This is a genomic window from Erythrobacter sp. JB1-15 (assembly GCF_057365035.1).
The window spans coordinates 1565418-1580244 of sequence record NZ_CP200295.1 but is presented as its reverse complement, the minus strand read 5'-3'; the positions used below and the strand labels follow the sequence as shown (position 1 = coordinate 1580244).

Here is a 14827-nt window from a genome sequence, read left to right as displayed (position 1 = left end):
GCATGACCAAAGACCAGATTTTTGAATTCTTCCGCCGTTTGGCAGAGGACAATCCTGAGCCCGAGACCGAGCTGGAATATGGCAATGCCTATCAGCTTGTGGTCGCGGTGGCGTTGTCTGCGCAGGCCACTGATGTGGGCGTGAACAAAGCAACCCGCGCGCTGTTTGCAAAGGTGAAAACGCCGCAGCAAATGCTCGATCTGGGGCTTGAGGGGTTGATCGGGCATATCAAGACGATTGGCCTGTTCAATTCAAAGGCGAAAAACGTGATCGCGCTCTCACAATTGCTGATCGACGATTACGGCGGCGAGGTTCCCGATACGCGCGACGACCTCGTGCGGTTGCCCGGTGTGGGCCGCAAGACGGCGAATGTGGTGCTCAACTGCTGGTTCAAGCAGGAAACGTTCGCGGTCGACACGCACATTTTGCGCGTGGGCAACCGCACGGGGCTTGCCAAAGGTAAGACGCCGGAAAGCGTTGAGGCGAAGCTCGAAAAACGCGTACCCCAGCCCTTCCGCCTGCACGCGCATCACTGGCTGATCCTGCATGGGCGGTATGTGTGTAAGGCAAGAACACCGGAATGCTGGCGATGTGAGCTGACCGACTTGTGCAGTTTTCGCAAAAAGGTTCTAAAGACGCCTAGGGTGCGCTAGTTCCGCACTTACCGTCACCCCCGCGAAGGCGGGAGTCCAGTTTAGGACCGGTGTGGCTCCGCCCTGGGTCCCCGCCTGTGCGGGAATGACAACCATTGCCGGGGTTAGGCCTTTGTAATGCCCCTGATCGTCTGCCAGTATTCGTCCGCGACATCTTCGTCGATCTCAACCGGCAAAGCGCTCTGAGGGTAAAGCCGGTCGGCACCATCTTTGCGTGGACCCGAAATCCAGAAATGATCGCCGTTGTCTTCGGCTACATGATTGTATTTGTAGCCAGACCCAACCTTCTGGAAAGTGCGGCCTCGATAGTGAACGGATCGCCCCGACTTTGAGAACGTCACACGGCCAATCCGGGCAGGTCCGTTCAGACCTTCGGATTTGTCCTCAATGAACATGATCCGAGTTTTTGGCTTAGACATTTGCCTCAAACATCATCCGCTGAGATCATCTCTTCGGTGTCAATCTCACCCGTGAGGCTCGCTACGGTCGTCGCCACTGCCGCGTCACCTGACACATTCGTCGTCGTGCGCATCATATCCATGATCCGGTCGATACCAGCCACCAAAGCGATGGTCTCAAGCGGAACGCCAACAGCGCCGAACACCAGCACCATCATGATCAGGCCCGATCCCGGAATACCCGCCGCGCCGATCGCTCCCAAAGTGCCGAGGATTGAAATCGTCACATAATCGCCCCAGCTCAAATCAACGCCGAAAACCTGCGCGCCGAACAATGTCGCAAGGCCCAGATACATCGCGGTGCCATTCATATTGATCGTCGCGCCCAGCGATATGACAAAGCTTGCGACTGAGTTTGACACGCCCAGATTGCGGCGCGCGCAGCGCAGGGTTACCGGCAATGTCGCGTTTGAACTCGCGGTTGAGTAGCTCACAGCAATCGCGTCAATTATCCCTCGGAAAAAGTCGATCACGGGCAGGCGCGCGATGAACTTGATCATCCCTGCATAGATCACCCCGATAATCAGGAAACAGCCGAGGTAATTGAGGAACACCACCTGCCCCAAAGCCTTCAGCGCATCCACGCCCAAGGTGCCCGCAACCCACGCCATCAGCGCAAAGACGCCGAACGGAGTGAGCTCCATCACCACCATGGTCACCTTTTGCATGACGACGCTGCCAGATTCGAAGATCTTGAGCACAGGCTCGCCCTCTTCCTTCGCCATCAGAATGCCGATCCCGATAAGGAGCGAGAACACGATCAAGGGGAGGACGTTCACATCCGCCATCACCTGAACCGGGCTGGAAGGGATGACTTCCAGAATCATGTCGGTGAACGACACCGCTTCTTCCTTGCGTGCCTCTGCTTTTTCCAATGCTGCTGCATCGAGCGCCATCTTGGACGGATCAAGCCCTTTGCCAGGCTGCGCAATTGTGCCGATCGCAAGCCCCAGCCACACCGCCATCTGGCCTGTAACGATGAAGATCAGCAAAGCGCGCCACCCCACACTTCCCAGCTTTGACAGATCGCCAATGCTCGCAACGCCCGCCACAAGGCTGAAGAAGATCAGCGGCACGACCAGCATCTTGATGAATGCGATAAACACATCGCCGATGATCTTAATGCTTGCCGCCTCAGGCCCCCACGCCAGACCAAGCGCGATGCCAAGCACCAACGCACCGATCACTCGCTGCCAAAGGGGGATTGCGAACCAGGTCTGCATGGGTGTTACGCCTCTTTTTGTTCTGTCTTGAGAGCCAATGCGCCAAGGGCTGCACGGGTGTAGATGCGCGTGAGCACATCGAGATCAGCCATGGCGACCGCCTCATCGCGCTTGTGCATGGTAGCATTGCACAGGCCAAATTCGATCACCGGGCAAACGCTGCGCAGGAACCGCGCATCCGATGTACCGCCGGTTGTTGACTGCTCCGGCTTGAGGCCTGTTTCCGCTGCAATCGCGTCTGCAAGCATGGATGAGAATGCGCCCGGCTGGGTGAGGAAGGGTTCGCCCGATATGATCGGCAAAGCGCGCCCGCCGTGCCTTTGCGCAATCGCGGATACGCGTTCGGACAGGCTTGCGCCTGTGTGCAGGTCGTTGAACCGGATCGACAGGCGCGCTTTTGCCTGTGCGGGGATCACATTGTGCGCTTTATTGCCCACTTCGATATCGGTGATTTCCAGATTGGAAGGCTGGAACCAGTCCGTGCCTGTATCCAGCGTCAAAGCGTCCAGCTCTGCCAGGATCGCCACAAGCTTTGGCAGCGGATTGTCAGCCAGATGCGGATAGGCGACATGGCCCTGCGTGCCATCCACCGTGATCCAGATGTTGACAGAGCCGCGCCTGCCGATCTTCATCATATCGCCCAGCTGGTTCACCGATGTCGGTTCGCCCACCAGGCACAGATCAGGTGCGCAATCCTCAGCGCGCATATGATCGATCAAAGCGCGCGTGCCGTGCAGCGCTGGCCCTTCTTCATCGCCTGTGATGATGAAGCTGATGGTGCCCGCCTGTTGCGGCACATCCTTTACAGCAGCGATCATGCAAGCGATCGAACCCTTCATATCAACCGCGCCGCGGCCATAGAGCAGCTCTCCGCGTGCTTCGGGCTGGAACGGCGCGCTTGACCAGCCATCCCCCGGCGGCACCACATCAAGGTGCCCTGCAAAGGCAAAGTGGCCGCTGCCTTGCGACCCTTTGCGAATGGCGAACAGGTTTTCAACCGGGGCCTCGTCTGACCCTTCGTCCCCATCGCCGCGCTGAAAGCGGTGGACAGCAAAGCCCAGCGGGGCAAGCGCCGCTTCCATTACATCGAAGACCTCGCCGGTTGCGGGGGTCACACTGGGCGCAGCCATCAGCGCTTTGGCGTATTCCAGAGCATCACTCATAATGCGCAGGGGTAGCACGCATCAGCGCGGGCGCAAGCGATCACGTCACCGCCTCATACTGCTCGATAACCCATTGCTCTTCTTCAGACGCGGCGATCCATTCCTGCATCCAGTCATGTTCCCAGATGGCCTGCATATAGCTTTGCGCAAAGCCGGGCACGCCAATGCCATAGGTGATGAACCGCGACACAACGGGCGCATAGGCGATGTCGGCAGCGCCAAAAGTGCCAAACAGGAACGGTCCGGCGCTGCCGTGGCGCGCGCGGGCTTCTGCCCATAGGCCCAGAATGCGCACAACATCGGCCTTTGCCTGATCGGACAGGCTTTCCAGCTGTATCCGGCGGCGCACATTCATTGGCATTTCGGTGCGCAATGCCAGATAGCATGAGTGCATTTCGGCCACCATTGCCCGCGCCATTCCGCGCGGGGCGTCGTCCTTGGGCCAGAACCGGTCGCGCCCCACCTTGTCGGCCATATACTCCATGATCGCGAGGCTATCCCAAATCACATCATCACCGTCCCACAGGATGGGCACTTTGCCGCTGGAAGGCTGGAACTGCTCGTTGGTTTTGCGGCTGTTCCACTGCTCCCCGAGCATGGGAACGAGGATCTCTTCAAACGACAATCCCGATTGTTTGACCGCGAGCCAGCCCCGCAGGGACCAGCTTGAGTAGTTCTTGTTACCGATGATCAGCTTCATGCGTTTCCCGCTCCACCTTGCGTTCGAGGATCGCCCTATCCGTTCATCCTTTCGCTGTCGATGCTGAATGGTGGACCGCATGTTACACGGTCCAGAGGATAAATCGTCCATCGTAAGCAGCTCTGCGATGATTGCATCAAGCCGCAGCTCAGCAGGGGTCTTTGCCCGCACAGTTTTCGGGCCAGTGCTTGGGGCGGTGTTTAGGGCGGTTTTTCGCGTGATTTCAGGTTTCTTTTGCATACAGCTACCGGCCATCGCAAATTGAACGCGTGTAGGAAAATGCGCGCAATCATGCAGATGCATCGGCGGATGACGATCTGGCGCTGGCGCAAAAATTGGGGCAGATAGACCGCTTATGAGCTTGCCCCCTTTTCACCTCGCTTTTCCCGTCCATGATCTGGCCGCCGCGCGCGCCTTTTACGGCGATCTTTTGGGATGCGATGAAGGGCGAAGCTCAGATGAATGGATCGATTTTGATTTTCGCGGCCATCAGATTGTCGCGCATCTGGCTGATAATGCGGGGGCCAATACAGGGCCCGAAAAAGGCACCACCGGAGGCAACCAGGTCGATGGCGATCATGTGCCCGTGCCGCATTTTGGCCTGGTCTTATCAATGAAGGATTGGCGCGCTTTGGCTGACAAAATGCAAGCGGCTGGCACGCAGTTTATCATCGCGCCCAAAGTGCGCTTTGAAGGCAAGCCGGGCGAACAGGCCACGATGTTCCTGCGCGATCCATCCGGCAATGCTTTGGAATTCAAGGCTTTTGCTGACCCTGCCCAATTGTTCGCCACCTGAGCAAAACCGCGCCAAGGGCCCTGCTTACTATTTGAGCACCCCATCAATGCTCTGCCGCATCCCCTGCTCCGCGCGGCACCCGGATGGTTTCAACCAATGCGCGAATATGCGCCGGGGTCTTGGCCGTCACGCTTGCTGCGCCAATCGCTGCGGCAAAATTGATCACCATGCCGATCACTCCGATCCCCTCGGGCGAGATACCAAACAGCCAATTGTCCGCGGTGTTCGCCGCCGGGTTCACCAGCTTGAAATAAACGATATAGCCAAAGGTGAAGACTAGGCCTGAAACCATGCCCGCAATCGCGCCTTCGCGGTTCATGCCCTTAAAGAATATGCCCATAAAGATCGCCGGAAACAGGCTGGATGCGGCAAGACCGAATGCAAACGCCACGACCTGCGCGACCCAGCCGGGCGGATAGATACCCAGATACCCCGCCACCACAATCGCAGCCGTTGCCGCAATACGCGCGGCCAGCAATTCGCCCTTGGCAGAGATTTGGGGGGCAAAGGTGCTTTTCAGCAAATCATGGCTAACCGAACTTGAGATAACCAGCAGCAAACCCGCCGCCGTGGAAAGCGCCGCAGCCAATCCGCCCGCTGCCATCAGCGCGACGACCCAGCCGGGCAGACCGGCAATTTCCGGATTGGCCAGCACCAAAGTGTCGCGATCAACATAGATCTCGTTTTCGCTTTCCCCATTGGGCGCATTGGCCACCAGCCGCTCACCCGATGGGCCGCGGTTCCCGGTAAAATCAGGCTTGCCTTCAAACGCAGTGCCGGGGCGATATTGCATAACACCATCGCCGTTCTTGTCCTGCCAGGCGTAAAGGTCTGCATCCTCCCAATTGGTGAAGAACGGCTCGACCTCGCTGTAAGCGACCCCGTCGACTTTGTTGATGAGGTTGTACATGCCGAATGCGCCAATGGCAGGCGCAGTGGTGTATAACAGCGCGATAAAGACCAGCGCCCACCCCGCAGACAGCCTTGCATCGGACGCTTTGGGCACCGTGAAGAACCGCACGATCACATGCGGCAAACCTGCTGTGCCCACCATCAGCGCCATGGTGATGCAGAACACGTCGATCATGGATTTGGACCCGGCGGTGTATTGATTGAAACCCAGATCAACCAGCACATTATCGAGCCTTTCCAGCATATATTGCCCCGACCCATCCTGCACGACTGATCCCAGCCCAATCTGCGGCAAAGGAGTGCCTGTCAGCATAAAGCTGATAAAGAATGCGGGCACCATATAGGCAAAGATCAGCACGCAATACTGCGCGACCTGCGTATAGGTGATCCCCTTCATCCCGCCCAGAACGGCATAGATGAAGACAATCCCCATGCCGATGATAACGCCCCAGAAAATCGACACATCAAGGAATTGCGAAAACACAATTCCCACACCGCGCATCTGCCCTGCGATATAGGTAAAGCTGATAAATATCAGGCAGATAACCGCCACCACGCGCGCGGTTTTGGAATAGTACCGTGTGCCGATAAAATCGGGCACTGTGAACTGGCCAAATTTGCGCAAATACGGCGCAAGCAGCAGTGCCAGCATCACATATCCGCCCGTCCATCCCATCAGATAGACGCTGGCGTCATATCCCATAAACGCAATGAGGCCCGCCATGGATAGGAAGCTCGCAGCGCTCATCCAATCGGCCGCTGTCGCCATGCCATTGACAACCGGATGGACCCCGCCGCCTGCGACGTAGAACTCCTTGGTCGAACCCGCGCGGCTCCAGATGGCGATGCCAATGTAAAGGGCGAAACTGGCACCAACAAAGAGATAGATTAGCGTTTGCGTGTCCATCAGCGCGCGCGCCTAATCATCAAGATCATATTTGCGCTCAATCGCTTTCATCCGGAAAACATAGATGAAAATGAGCGCGATGAAGATGTAGATCGAACCCTGCTGCGCAAACCAGAACCCCAACGGATACCCGCCAAGGTTGAACTGATCGAGAAAATCGCGAAACAGGATGCCTGCGCCAAAGGAACAGGCAAACCAGATCGTCATCAGCGCGGTAAGCAGGCGAATATTTGCGCGCCAATAGGCGCTTTGCACCGCGTTTTTGGCCTGCATATCATGTGCGATATCATCAGCCATATCGTCCGGTTCGCCAGCCATCTGTACCCCCCCTTTAATCATGCGCATCAACCTTGCGCGGGCAAGAGAGCTTTTGCAATCTTTGTGGCGCGCGGTGTTCGAAAAGTTCCTTGTGCGGCGCTTTGGCATTTGGCCCTTTGCAGCCCGGTCTGGCCCCGTATAAGCTCACCCTATCTCACTAAACCCAAGAGGAAATCCCTTTGAGATTGATCGCCTTTATCGCCGCCTTCCTGTTCGCCGTCCCCGCTTTTGCGCAAGGCATCCAGCAGACGAAAGGCGATTTCGAAGACAAGTTTCGCCAATTGGACGAAGTGCTGGCCGATCCCAATGTCTATCGCAACGCATCGGGCGCGCCGGGCCATCAATATTGGCAACAAGAAGCCGACTACCGCATCCGAGCCAATCTCGATGAAGACGCGCGCCGGCTGACGGCAAATGCGACGATCACATACAAAAACAACTCGCCCGACACTCTTCCGTGGATCTGGATGCAGCTCGATCAGAACATCTTCAAAAAGGATTCCATGGCAGAGCTCACCAACACATTTGGCGGCCCCGGCAGGCGCGGGCCTGCGGTAAGTGCAGGCGGCGGGGGCGAGGCTCCCAAATTGTCGCTCGAAGAATTGCGCCGCCAACAGGCCATGGCTGACAAGGCCTATGGCTATGACATAGGCCGGGTGAGCCTGGCTGGCGGGCGCGCGCTTGATCACACCATTGTCGGCACGCTGATGCGGATTGATCTGCCAACGCCCCTGCGCCCGGGTGCCAGCGTTACTTTCAATGTCGATTGGGCGTTCAACATTGTTGAAGAAAACGTGATTTTCGCGCGTTCCGGCTATGAACATTTCCCCGATGATCCGCGCGAAGGGGGCAATGACCTGTTCCTGTTTGCGCAGTGGTTCCCGCGCATGGTCGCCTATTCCGATTATGAAGGCTGGCATAACAAGGAGTTTTTGGGCCGCGGCGAATTTACGCTCGAATTTGGCGATTACGATGTGTCGATGACGGTGCCCAACGATCACATTGTGTCCTCCACCGGCGTGCTGGCAAACTCGGCAGCCGTGCTTACGTCGGCGCAGCGTCAACGCCTGGCGCGCGCGCGTAATGCGACGGAGCCGATGTTCATCGTGACACCGGAAGAGGCAGAAGCGAACGAGGCCTCCAATCCCACAGGCAACAAGACATGGCGATTTACCGCGCAAAATGTGCGCGATTTTTCATGGGCGACCAGCCGCAAGTTCATGTGGGATGCGCAGGGACACAAACAGCCCGGCGCGCAGCATTCCACCGTGATGGCGATGTCGTTCTGGCCCAAGGAAGGCGGCGAATTGTGGCGCAAATATTCCACCGCCGCTGTGGTCCACACGATGGAGGTCTATTCAAAATACAGCTTTGATTATCCCTATCCTACCGCGCAATCCGTAAACGGCCCTGTCGGCGGGATGGAATACCCGATGATCACGTTCAACGGCCCGCGCACAACCCTGCAGGACGATGGCACGCGCACCTATTCAGAAAGCGAGAAGATCTTCCTTATTGGCGTGGTGATCCACGAAATTGGTCACATCTATTTTCCCATGGTCGTCAATTCGGATGAGCGCCAATGGACGTGGATGGATGAAGGGATCAATTCCTTCCTCGATAGCGTTGCAGGCTATGAATGGGATCCCGATGTGCAATGGACCCGTTCGCTGCCGCGCGATCTGATCCCCTATATGACATCGCGCAATCAGGTGCCGATCATGACGCAATCAGACAGCATCTTGAACATTGGCCCCAATGCTTACGGCAAGCCATCGGCGGCCTATCACATCCTGCGCGATACGGTGATTGGGCGCGAGCGGTTTGATTTTGCCCTTCGCGAATATGCCCGCCGCTGGAAATTCAAGCGGCCCACCCCCACCGATTTCTTCCGCACCATGGAAGAGGCATCGGGCACCGATCTTGATTGGTTCTGGCGCGGCTGGTTCTACACCACCGATCACGTCGATATCTCACTCGATACCATCCACAAGCTGCGGCTGGATACCAAGAACCCCGATATCGACCTTGCCCGCCGCCGCGATGAATTGGCCGGCGAGCCTGAGAAAGTCGGCGTGCGTCTGAACCGCGAACAGGGTCTGCCGATCTGGGTGCTGGAAAATCCCGGCGTGACCGATTTCTACGATGAAAATGATCGCTTCACCGTCACCCCGCGCGATACGAAAAAGTATGAAAGCTTCCTTGAAGGTTTGGACGATTGGGAGCGCGCAGCCTTTGACCGCGCGGTTGAGGAAGACGCCAATTATTATGTGCTGAGTTTCTCAAACAAAGGCGGGCTGGTGATGCCGATCATTCTTGGCCTGACCTTTGCCGATGGGACCACTGAAAAAATGAACATCCCGGCCGAAATTTGGCGGCGCAATTCGCGCAATGTTTCCAAATTGCTGGTCTATCCCAAAGGCAAGGAGCTGGCCGAGGTTGTCGTCGATCCTGATTGGGAAACGGCGGATGCGGATGTGGGCAACAACCATTATCCGCGCAAAATGATCGAGAGCCGGATTGAAGCGTTCAAACGCCCCGATCCCTCTTCGCGCGCAGGCCGCGATCTGATGGCCGAAGTGCTGGTAAAAGACGACGAAACCGAAGCCGAAGCCGAAGCCGAGGAAGCCGCAACCGAATGATGAAGCGCGCGCTCGTCTTTTTTATGGCGCTGCTGCTGGCGGTCCCCGCAGCAGCGCATCAGCAGAAAGCGTCTATCTCCGTCATCGCGCACAATCCGCGCACCGATATGATCGAAGTGGTGCACCGGGTGCCGATCCATGATGCCGAACACGCTCTGCGCACCTTTGGCGACAAAACCCACGATATTCTGGGCGGCATTGATGCCCGCCGCGCATTTGCTGCCTATGTCGCGGATCGATTTCGCGTTGAGCGGGACGGCGCCACCCTGCCCCTCACTTTGCTGGGGACCGAGATTGAAGGGCGCACTTTGCTGATTTATCAGGAAGCCCCCTCCCCGGACCGGGCGCTGAGCTTCGCGTGAACTCGCAAATCCTGACCGATATCTGGGCGCGCCAGGTGAACCGGGTGAATATCGGTGCAGGCACAGACGTGGAAACGCTGGTGTTTCGCGCAGGCGACCGGGCGAAAAGCGCTGCTCTGCCTTAGGCGTCCTGACCCAAGCGCCCATTTCTGAAATGCGCGGCTGGCTCGCCGCTTGAACCCAGCGGCTTAAAAGCTGCTGACAGGGCGGCCAATTGTCACCACTCCATCGCCTGCGCGCACCGGCGGCCCTCTCAGCCCATACAGCGCATAACCGTCAATCGGCGCGTATAGCCGCTCAACTTCCTTGCCCGTGTAATCGCGGATCGTGCCGATCAGGTCGCCTTTGAACAGATAACGCCTGTCCGGATCGGCAGGCGTGTAAAGGCCAAAATGCGATGCGGTAACGCCTGTCGTGCTTTCAAACAGGCGAAGCGCAGGCGGCACATTGATGCGCGATTTTTCCCAAATCCCCAAAATGCCAAGTGCGTTTTTAACCCCTGTGGCAATCGCACGGACTTGCGCTTTATCGCGGCTGCCGTTCTGGCCGATCTCCACCAGCACGGTCGGAATGCCCGCTGCCACGCCTTGCCGATTGAGCGAGCGCCTTGTGTCAACTTGCGCCTGCGTGTTCATTTTATAGCGCACGATATTGGGAAACCCGAACCCGCGCGCGACCTCCAAGGCAGTGTCAAAATCGCTCGACAATGGCCCGCCATAAACGCCCACAAAGGGTTCAAGAAATTCCGCGCCATCGCCGCTGTGAATGTCCATCAGGAAATCCGCGCGCGCCACCACTTCGCGCGAGAGGACATCGGCAATCCGCTCGGTCAAGGTTCCGGCCGCGCTGCCGGGAAAGCTGCGATTGAGGTTTTTGCGGTCCACCGGGTTCACATAAGGCGAGCGCGCTTCGAATGCGGGGATATTGGCAACCCGCACAAGGATCACCGTGCCTTTAAGGTCAGCGGGATCAATTGTGTCTGCCAACGCGTCCGCTGCCAAAATGGACGCAAATTCATAGCCATGCACCCCGGCCGCAGCGGCAAGCACTGGTCCTTCCTCATCCCCGTGAAGAACTGTGACAGGGATAAACGTGCCCGGATCATCGCCTATTGCCGGAACGATCAAGCGGATATCGGCGCGCTTGCCGGGCTGGACCCTATGCTCCCCGATCACGAACCGCTGCGCCGGTTCAGCAGACAGCGCGGGCGCGCAAATAGCCAGCAGCATTGTCAGGCATAGGCGGAGCCAGCGCGTCATGATGAGGCAGCGCCATGTGCCGAAGGCGGCGAAAAGGCGGGCAGATCATCGAGGCGTTTGACGTCATAGGGCTGCTCAGGGAACATCAGTGGATAATAAAATGCGCGCAATTCCCCATGAAAATCGCGCACGGCATTTTCATAGCCGATCATGGATTCCGCATCGGTCCCAGCGAGATGTTCAAACGCGCGTTCAACAAAGGATGTCGGCGAGAGATACGAGAAAAGCTGCGCTTCTTTATCGCGGGCCATTCGCGCATTGCGATACTGCTCAACCAAAGGCACGACCTTTTGATCGCCCACCTGCTGGAACGCGTAATACCAATTCCACGCCCATGTCCCTTCAATGGTGGCATGATCGGCCAGCTCTGGATGCTCAGCGACGAATGGCTCCATCGTGGCTTCTTTGGGCAAGTCCCAGGCATCATTCACCGCTTCGCGCTGCTGCAGCAATATCTCGCCGCCATCCGGCACCGGATTGCGCGCCTCAATCGCGGCTTTGGATAGTGCAGGGACGACGATTGCCAAGGCCAGCCAGACGCCGATTAGACTTGTAAGCAGCACTGATGGCGAGGCATTGATGCGGCTGATAAGCTCAACAATCAGCCACCATATCGCAAGCGCGCCGATAACAATTGCGCTTCCCTGCATCACCAACGCAATCGGTGCGCCCTCAATCAACGCCGCAGCCCACAGCGGGACAAGCAAAGCCAAAGCCAGCAGGCCCACCCGGACAAGCGCGCGCGCAAACCACAAGGATCCAGATGATCCTGCGGTTGCAACCAGCAGATCGTGCCGGCGCGCCGTGCGTTCAGAAGCGCGCAGATCGTACAATAACAAGATCAGCAAAAGCGGCGCAATCGACGCTGCGAGGAAAGCAAAATCAAACCGTCCCACAAGGCCAAAATCAGCGTTGCGAGTGTCCGCTTCGTGAATTTGCCCTTCGAGCGCGAGCATGCGCACCCGGTGTTTCCACGGGCTGGCATCGCGCTGCCCCATGGCTGCAAAGGCGAAATCGGAGGGCGGCGCGTAAGTGAAATGGAACGCGTAATAGGCAGCCGATCCCCATTCTTCATGCCCTTTCAGAGCGTTTTGGCGGTCGGCAGCATCCTCTTTGATCAAAGTTGCAATAGTGGCGCGCTGTTCGCGCACTTCGGATATGCCAAAACTGACTGCGATCACTGACAATGAAAGCGCAAGCGCCAGCCAGAACACCGCGCCGCGATCACGAATCAGGAACCGCGCTTCACGAATAAGTGCGCGCGCAATCACAGCTTCACCCGCCGCGCAGCAAACCATATGGCAGCCAATGCGCCCGCCAGCCACGCCAGCAGCACGCCAAGCGACAAAGCGGCGCGGCTTACTCGCTCGCCCGCGCTGTCAGGGGCAAAGCGAAACTCATCAAGCACTTGCCACGCCCCTGCATTGATCCGCGCTGCTTTGGATGAAGCGGCATCGGCGTTGCGATTGATATCGGCCGCGTAATCCAGATCCTCTGCATGCGCCTGATTGAGCGCCTGAACAAAGGCAAAGCGCAAGTCTTCTGCCTCGCGCAGGAACCGGTGATGCGTCGCCAGATCGGTGCCCGACAGCGTGCGCGAGGCAGCGCTTATGGCGATTGTAGGCGAAGCAATGCCAAACAGATTGAACAATTGCGATTGGCTTGCCTCCTTGCCCATTCGGTCTTCGGCGTATGAATTGAGCAGGTCAGTCAATTCCGCCTCGGAATAAGAGGCGACAACGCCGCGCCAGTTGATCGGCAATTCCTCGATTGTCTCGGCATCATACTGTTCCAGCACCTGCGCTTGCAATTGCTGGAAAGCGGGATCGGCAGCATCGTGGCCATCGCCCAGCTTGCGCTGCTCGGCGAGCATCACAAGGTCGCTTTCAATTTTGCCTGGCGCATCGATCGCTGCGCTGCTGGCATTGATAGCGAAACGCGGCACAATCAACGCAGCAAACAGCCAGACAAAGATCAACGCGCCCAGCGACACAGCGCGCTGTTTCAGCCAAATCGAAGCGGCCAGCACAATCGCGCCCCACACGCAAAGATAGGTGAAATATCCAAGGACCAGCATGGCAGCGGCAAGCACGCTCTCGCCCGCGCTGATCGAAAACACCGCCACACCGACGAGCGGCAGCATAAACGCCGCAATGACCACCAACAACGCGGCCGCTTTGCCCGCAGCAAGCGACACACCCGACTGCCCCTGCGCCAGCATAACGGCCAAAGTACCGCTTTCCCGCTCGCGCAGGAACATTGCATGGCCAAGCACGATCAACAAAAGCGGCATCAGCACCTGATACAAATTCGCCGGGGTCAAGGCGCCAAACCCGCCCAAGTCGGCTGCCGCTTTGGTATCGGCGAACATGGCGGTGTTCTGGCGATGCCCTTCGAGGAAGATCGACTGGCCGGTGACCGCGTCCACTCCGGGTTCAAACATGGCGAGGGGAGGCGGCGGGCGAAACGCGTAGTGGCCATAATGGACCATGCGATGCGGGTGCCTGTCAGGCTGAGCAAAGAAAGTTTGTTCGGCTGCCACCTGCTGCTGATGCCGCTGCGATTGTTCGCTGGTGATCCGCTCAATCGTCAAAAAGCTTGTCGCGGCAAGCAGCACGATCACAATCAGCGATGCAGCAACCACAACCCTTGATCGCAGCCACAACCGCCATTCTTCACGCGCGATCCGGGCGATCATGGCCGCGCCATTTCCCGCTGCGCGAAAGCAGCGTGGACCATTTCTGTGTCGATGCGCTCGCCATTTTCTGCAGCGAAACTGCCCACGAGCTGGCCGCCTCGCAGCAATCCCACCCGGTCCGCGACCTGACACGCGCCGTAAACATCGTGCGTTACCATCAAAATGGTTTGCCCGCCTTTCGCCAAGGTTGTGACAAGATCATGGAATTCATCAATCGCCACCGGATCAAGGCCAGAAGTCGGCTCATCCAAAAGCAGGATCGGCGTCTCGCGCAGCAGCGCCAAGGCAATCGCGGTTTTCTGCCGCATGCCTTTGGAATAGGATTGCAGCCGGCGCGTGCGTGCCTCTGCAGGCAAAGCCACCCGGTCAAGCGCCGCATCCAAATCCCCATCGCTCACCTTTTTACCGGCAAGGTCGAGAAAATAGCTCAGATTTTCGTAAGCGGTCATATGCCCGTAAAGCGAAGCAGCCTCAGGCAGATAGGCAATCAGCGAACGCGCTGCTGCAACATCGCTGGCAACCGATTTGCCATCCACCAAAGCTTCACCGCTGGCAGGGTCCAGAAACCCCAGAAAGGTTAGCAAAGTGGATGATTTGCCGGCCCCATTTCCGCCCAGCAAGGCAAAGATCTCCCCGCGCGCAACGCTGAAGGATACTCCATCCAGCACAGAATTTCCTTCGCGCACGAGCGATAACGAACGGGCTTCCAATGGCGATGTCATCTCGCTGATCCTTC

At 57.8% G+C, this 14827-nt stretch carries 15 protein-coding genes; 5 read left to right on the top strand and 10 right to left on the bottom strand.

Features of this window, described 5'->3' with window-relative positions; all coding sequences use genetic code 11:
* The first annotated feature begins 2 nt into the window (after positions 1-2).
* A complete protein-coding gene (gene nth, locus AC0V6L_RS07640; protein ID WP_486153701.1) occupies positions 3-653 on the top strand; it encodes an endonuclease III in 651 nt (216 codons plus the stop codon).
* A gap of 104 nt (positions 654-757) precedes the next feature.
* On the opposite strand, the gene AC0V6L_RS07635 is transcribed toward nth, so the two are convergent.
* Genes AC0V6L_RS07635 through AC0V6L_RS07620 form a run of 4 tightly spaced genes read right to left on the bottom strand, consistent with a single transcriptional unit; the run spans position 758 to position 4197 of the window.
* Positions 758-1072 (bottom strand): 1-deoxy-D-xylulose-5-phosphate synthase, encoded by a 315-nt coding sequence (locus AC0V6L_RS07635; RefSeq protein ID WP_486153700.1) that lies wholly within the window; start codon positions 1070-1072, stop codon positions 758-760.
* A gap of 5 nt (positions 1073-1077) precedes the next feature.
* The gene (locus AC0V6L_RS07630) at positions 1078-2334 is read right to left on the bottom strand and encodes a dicarboxylate/amino acid:cation symporter (protein WP_486153699.1); all 1257 of its coding nucleotides are present in this window, start codon (positions 2332-2334) and stop codon (positions 1078-1080) included.
* Positions 2335-2339: 5 nt separating this feature from the next.
* A complete protein-coding gene (gene dapE / locus AC0V6L_RS07625) occupies positions 2340-3497 on the bottom strand; it encodes a succinyl-diaminopimelate desuccinylase (RefSeq protein ID WP_486153698.1) in 1158 nt (385 codons plus the stop codon).
* A 40-nt stretch (positions 3498-3537) separates the two neighbouring features.
* A complete protein-coding gene (locus AC0V6L_RS07620; protein ID WP_486151563.1) occupies positions 3538-4197 on the bottom strand; it encodes a glutathione S-transferase family protein in 660 nt (219 codons plus the stop codon).
* 355 nt (positions 4198-4552) lie between these two features.
* Between AC0V6L_RS07620 and AC0V6L_RS07615 the strand changes: the two genes are divergently transcribed.
* On the top strand, positions 4553-4993 hold the full coding sequence (locus tag AC0V6L_RS07615; protein ID WP_486153697.1) for a VOC family protein: 441 nt from the start codon (positions 4553-4555) through the stop codon (positions 4991-4993).
* 43 nt (positions 4994-5036) lie between these two features.
* Here AC0V6L_RS07615 and AC0V6L_RS07610 read toward each other — a convergent pair whose 3' ends face one another.
* Entirely contained in the window at positions 5037-6812 is a 1776-nt protein-coding gene (locus AC0V6L_RS07610; RefSeq protein ID WP_486153696.1) for a sodium:solute symporter family protein, read from the bottom strand.
* Between the two features lie 12 nt (positions 6813-6824).
* Positions 6825-7130 (bottom strand): DUF4212 domain-containing protein, encoded by a 306-nt coding sequence (locus tag AC0V6L_RS07605; protein ID WP_486153695.1) that lies wholly within the window; start codon positions 7128-7130, stop codon positions 6825-6827.
* Between the two features lie 179 nt (positions 7131-7309).
* On the opposite strand from AC0V6L_RS07605, the gene AC0V6L_RS07600 reads away from it, so the two are divergent.
* The 3 genes from AC0V6L_RS07600 to AC0V6L_RS07590 are packed head-to-tail and all read left to right on the top strand — an operon-like array spanning position 7310 to position 10259.
* Positions 7310-9772 carry a M1 family metallopeptidase gene (locus AC0V6L_RS07600; RefSeq protein WP_486153694.1) on the top strand — a complete coding sequence of 821 codons (2463 nt, stop codon included), beginning with the start codon at positions 7310-7312 and terminating at the stop codon, positions 9770-9772.
* Positions 9769-10134, top strand: a complete 366-nt coding sequence (locus AC0V6L_RS07595) for a DUF6702 family protein (protein ID WP_486153693.1) — start codon at positions 9769-9771, stop codon at positions 10132-10134. Before AC0V6L_RS07600 ends, AC0V6L_RS07595 begins: the two co-directional genes overlap by 4 nt.
* Positions 10131-10259: a hypothetical protein gene (locus tag AC0V6L_RS07590; protein WP_486149740.1), complete on the top strand. Its 129-nt coding sequence runs from the start codon at positions 10131-10133 to the stop codon at positions 10257-10259. Before AC0V6L_RS07595 ends, AC0V6L_RS07590 begins: the two co-directional genes overlap by 4 nt.
* Before the next feature lie 63 nt (positions 10260-10322).
* Here the strand turns inward: AC0V6L_RS07590 and AC0V6L_RS07585 are convergent, their stop codons facing one another.
* Genes AC0V6L_RS07585 through AC0V6L_RS07570 form a run of 4 tightly spaced genes read right to left on the bottom strand, consistent with a single transcriptional unit; the run spans position 10323 to position 14813 of the window.
* On the bottom strand, positions 10323-11393 hold the full coding sequence (locus tag AC0V6L_RS07585) for a M14 family metallopeptidase (protein ID WP_486153692.1): 1071 nt from the start codon (positions 11391-11393) through the stop codon (positions 10323-10325).
* Positions 11390-12664 (bottom strand): DUF3526 domain-containing protein, encoded by a 1275-nt coding sequence (locus tag AC0V6L_RS07580; RefSeq protein ID WP_486153691.1) that lies wholly within the window; start codon positions 12662-12664, stop codon positions 11390-11392. Before AC0V6L_RS07580 ends, AC0V6L_RS07585 begins: the two co-directional genes overlap by 4 nt.
* Complete coding sequence (locus AC0V6L_RS07575) at positions 12661-14091, bottom strand: DUF3526 domain-containing protein (protein ID WP_486153690.1); 1431 nt, start codon at positions 14089-14091, stop codon at positions 12661-12663. Before AC0V6L_RS07575 ends, AC0V6L_RS07580 begins: the two co-directional genes overlap by 4 nt.
* Positions 14088-14813: an ABC transporter ATP-binding protein gene (locus AC0V6L_RS07570; RefSeq protein WP_486149732.1), complete on the bottom strand. Its 726-nt coding sequence runs from the start codon at positions 14811-14813 to the stop codon at positions 14088-14090. Before AC0V6L_RS07570 ends, AC0V6L_RS07575 begins: the two co-directional genes overlap by 4 nt.
* Between the last annotated feature and the right edge of the window lie 14 nt (positions 14814-14827).

Coding starts and splice junctions, on each gene's coding strand:
- AC0V6L_RS07610 (WP_486153696.1), bottom strand. CDS start 6,812: ATGGACACGCAAACGCTAATCTATCTCTTTGTTGGTGCCAGTTTCGCC.
- AC0V6L_RS07620 (WP_486151563.1), bottom strand. CDS start 4,197: ATGAAGCTGATCATCGGTAACAAGAACTACTCAAGCTGGTCCCTGCGG.
- AC0V6L_RS07585 (WP_486153692.1), bottom strand. CDS start 11,393: ATGACGCGCTGGCTCCGCCTATGCCTGACAATGCTGCTGGCTATTTGC.
- AC0V6L_RS07635 (WP_486153700.1), bottom strand. CDS start 1,072: ATGTCTAAGCCAAAAACTCGGATCATGTTCATTGAGGACAAATCCGAA.
- AC0V6L_RS07595 (WP_486153693.1), top strand. CDS start 9,769: ATGATGAAGCGCGCGCTCGTCTTTTTTATGGCGCTGCTGCTGGCGGTC.
- nth (WP_486153701.1), top strand. CDS start 3: ATGACCAAAGACCAGATTTTTGAATTCTTCCGCCGTTTGGCAGAGGAC.
- dapE (WP_486153698.1), bottom strand. CDS start 3,497: ATGAGTGATGCTCTGGAATACGCCAAAGCGCTGATGGCTGCGCCCAGT.
- AC0V6L_RS07575 (WP_486153690.1), bottom strand. CDS start 14,091: ATGATCGCCCGGATCGCGCGTGAAGAATGGCGGTTGTGGCTGCGATCA.
- AC0V6L_RS07630 (WP_486153699.1), bottom strand. CDS start 2,334: ATGCAGACCTGGTTCGCAATCCCCCTTTGGCAGCGAGTGATCGGTGCG.
- AC0V6L_RS07615 (WP_486153697.1), top strand. CDS start 4,553: ATGAGCTTGCCCCCTTTTCACCTCGCTTTTCCCGTCCATGATCTGGCC.
- AC0V6L_RS07605 (WP_486153695.1), bottom strand. CDS start 7,130: ATGGCTGGCGAACCGGACGATATGGCTGATGATATCGCACATGATATG.
- AC0V6L_RS07570 (WP_486149732.1), bottom strand. CDS start 14,813: ATGACATCGCCATTGGAAGCCCGTTCGTTATCGCTCGTGCGCGAAGGA.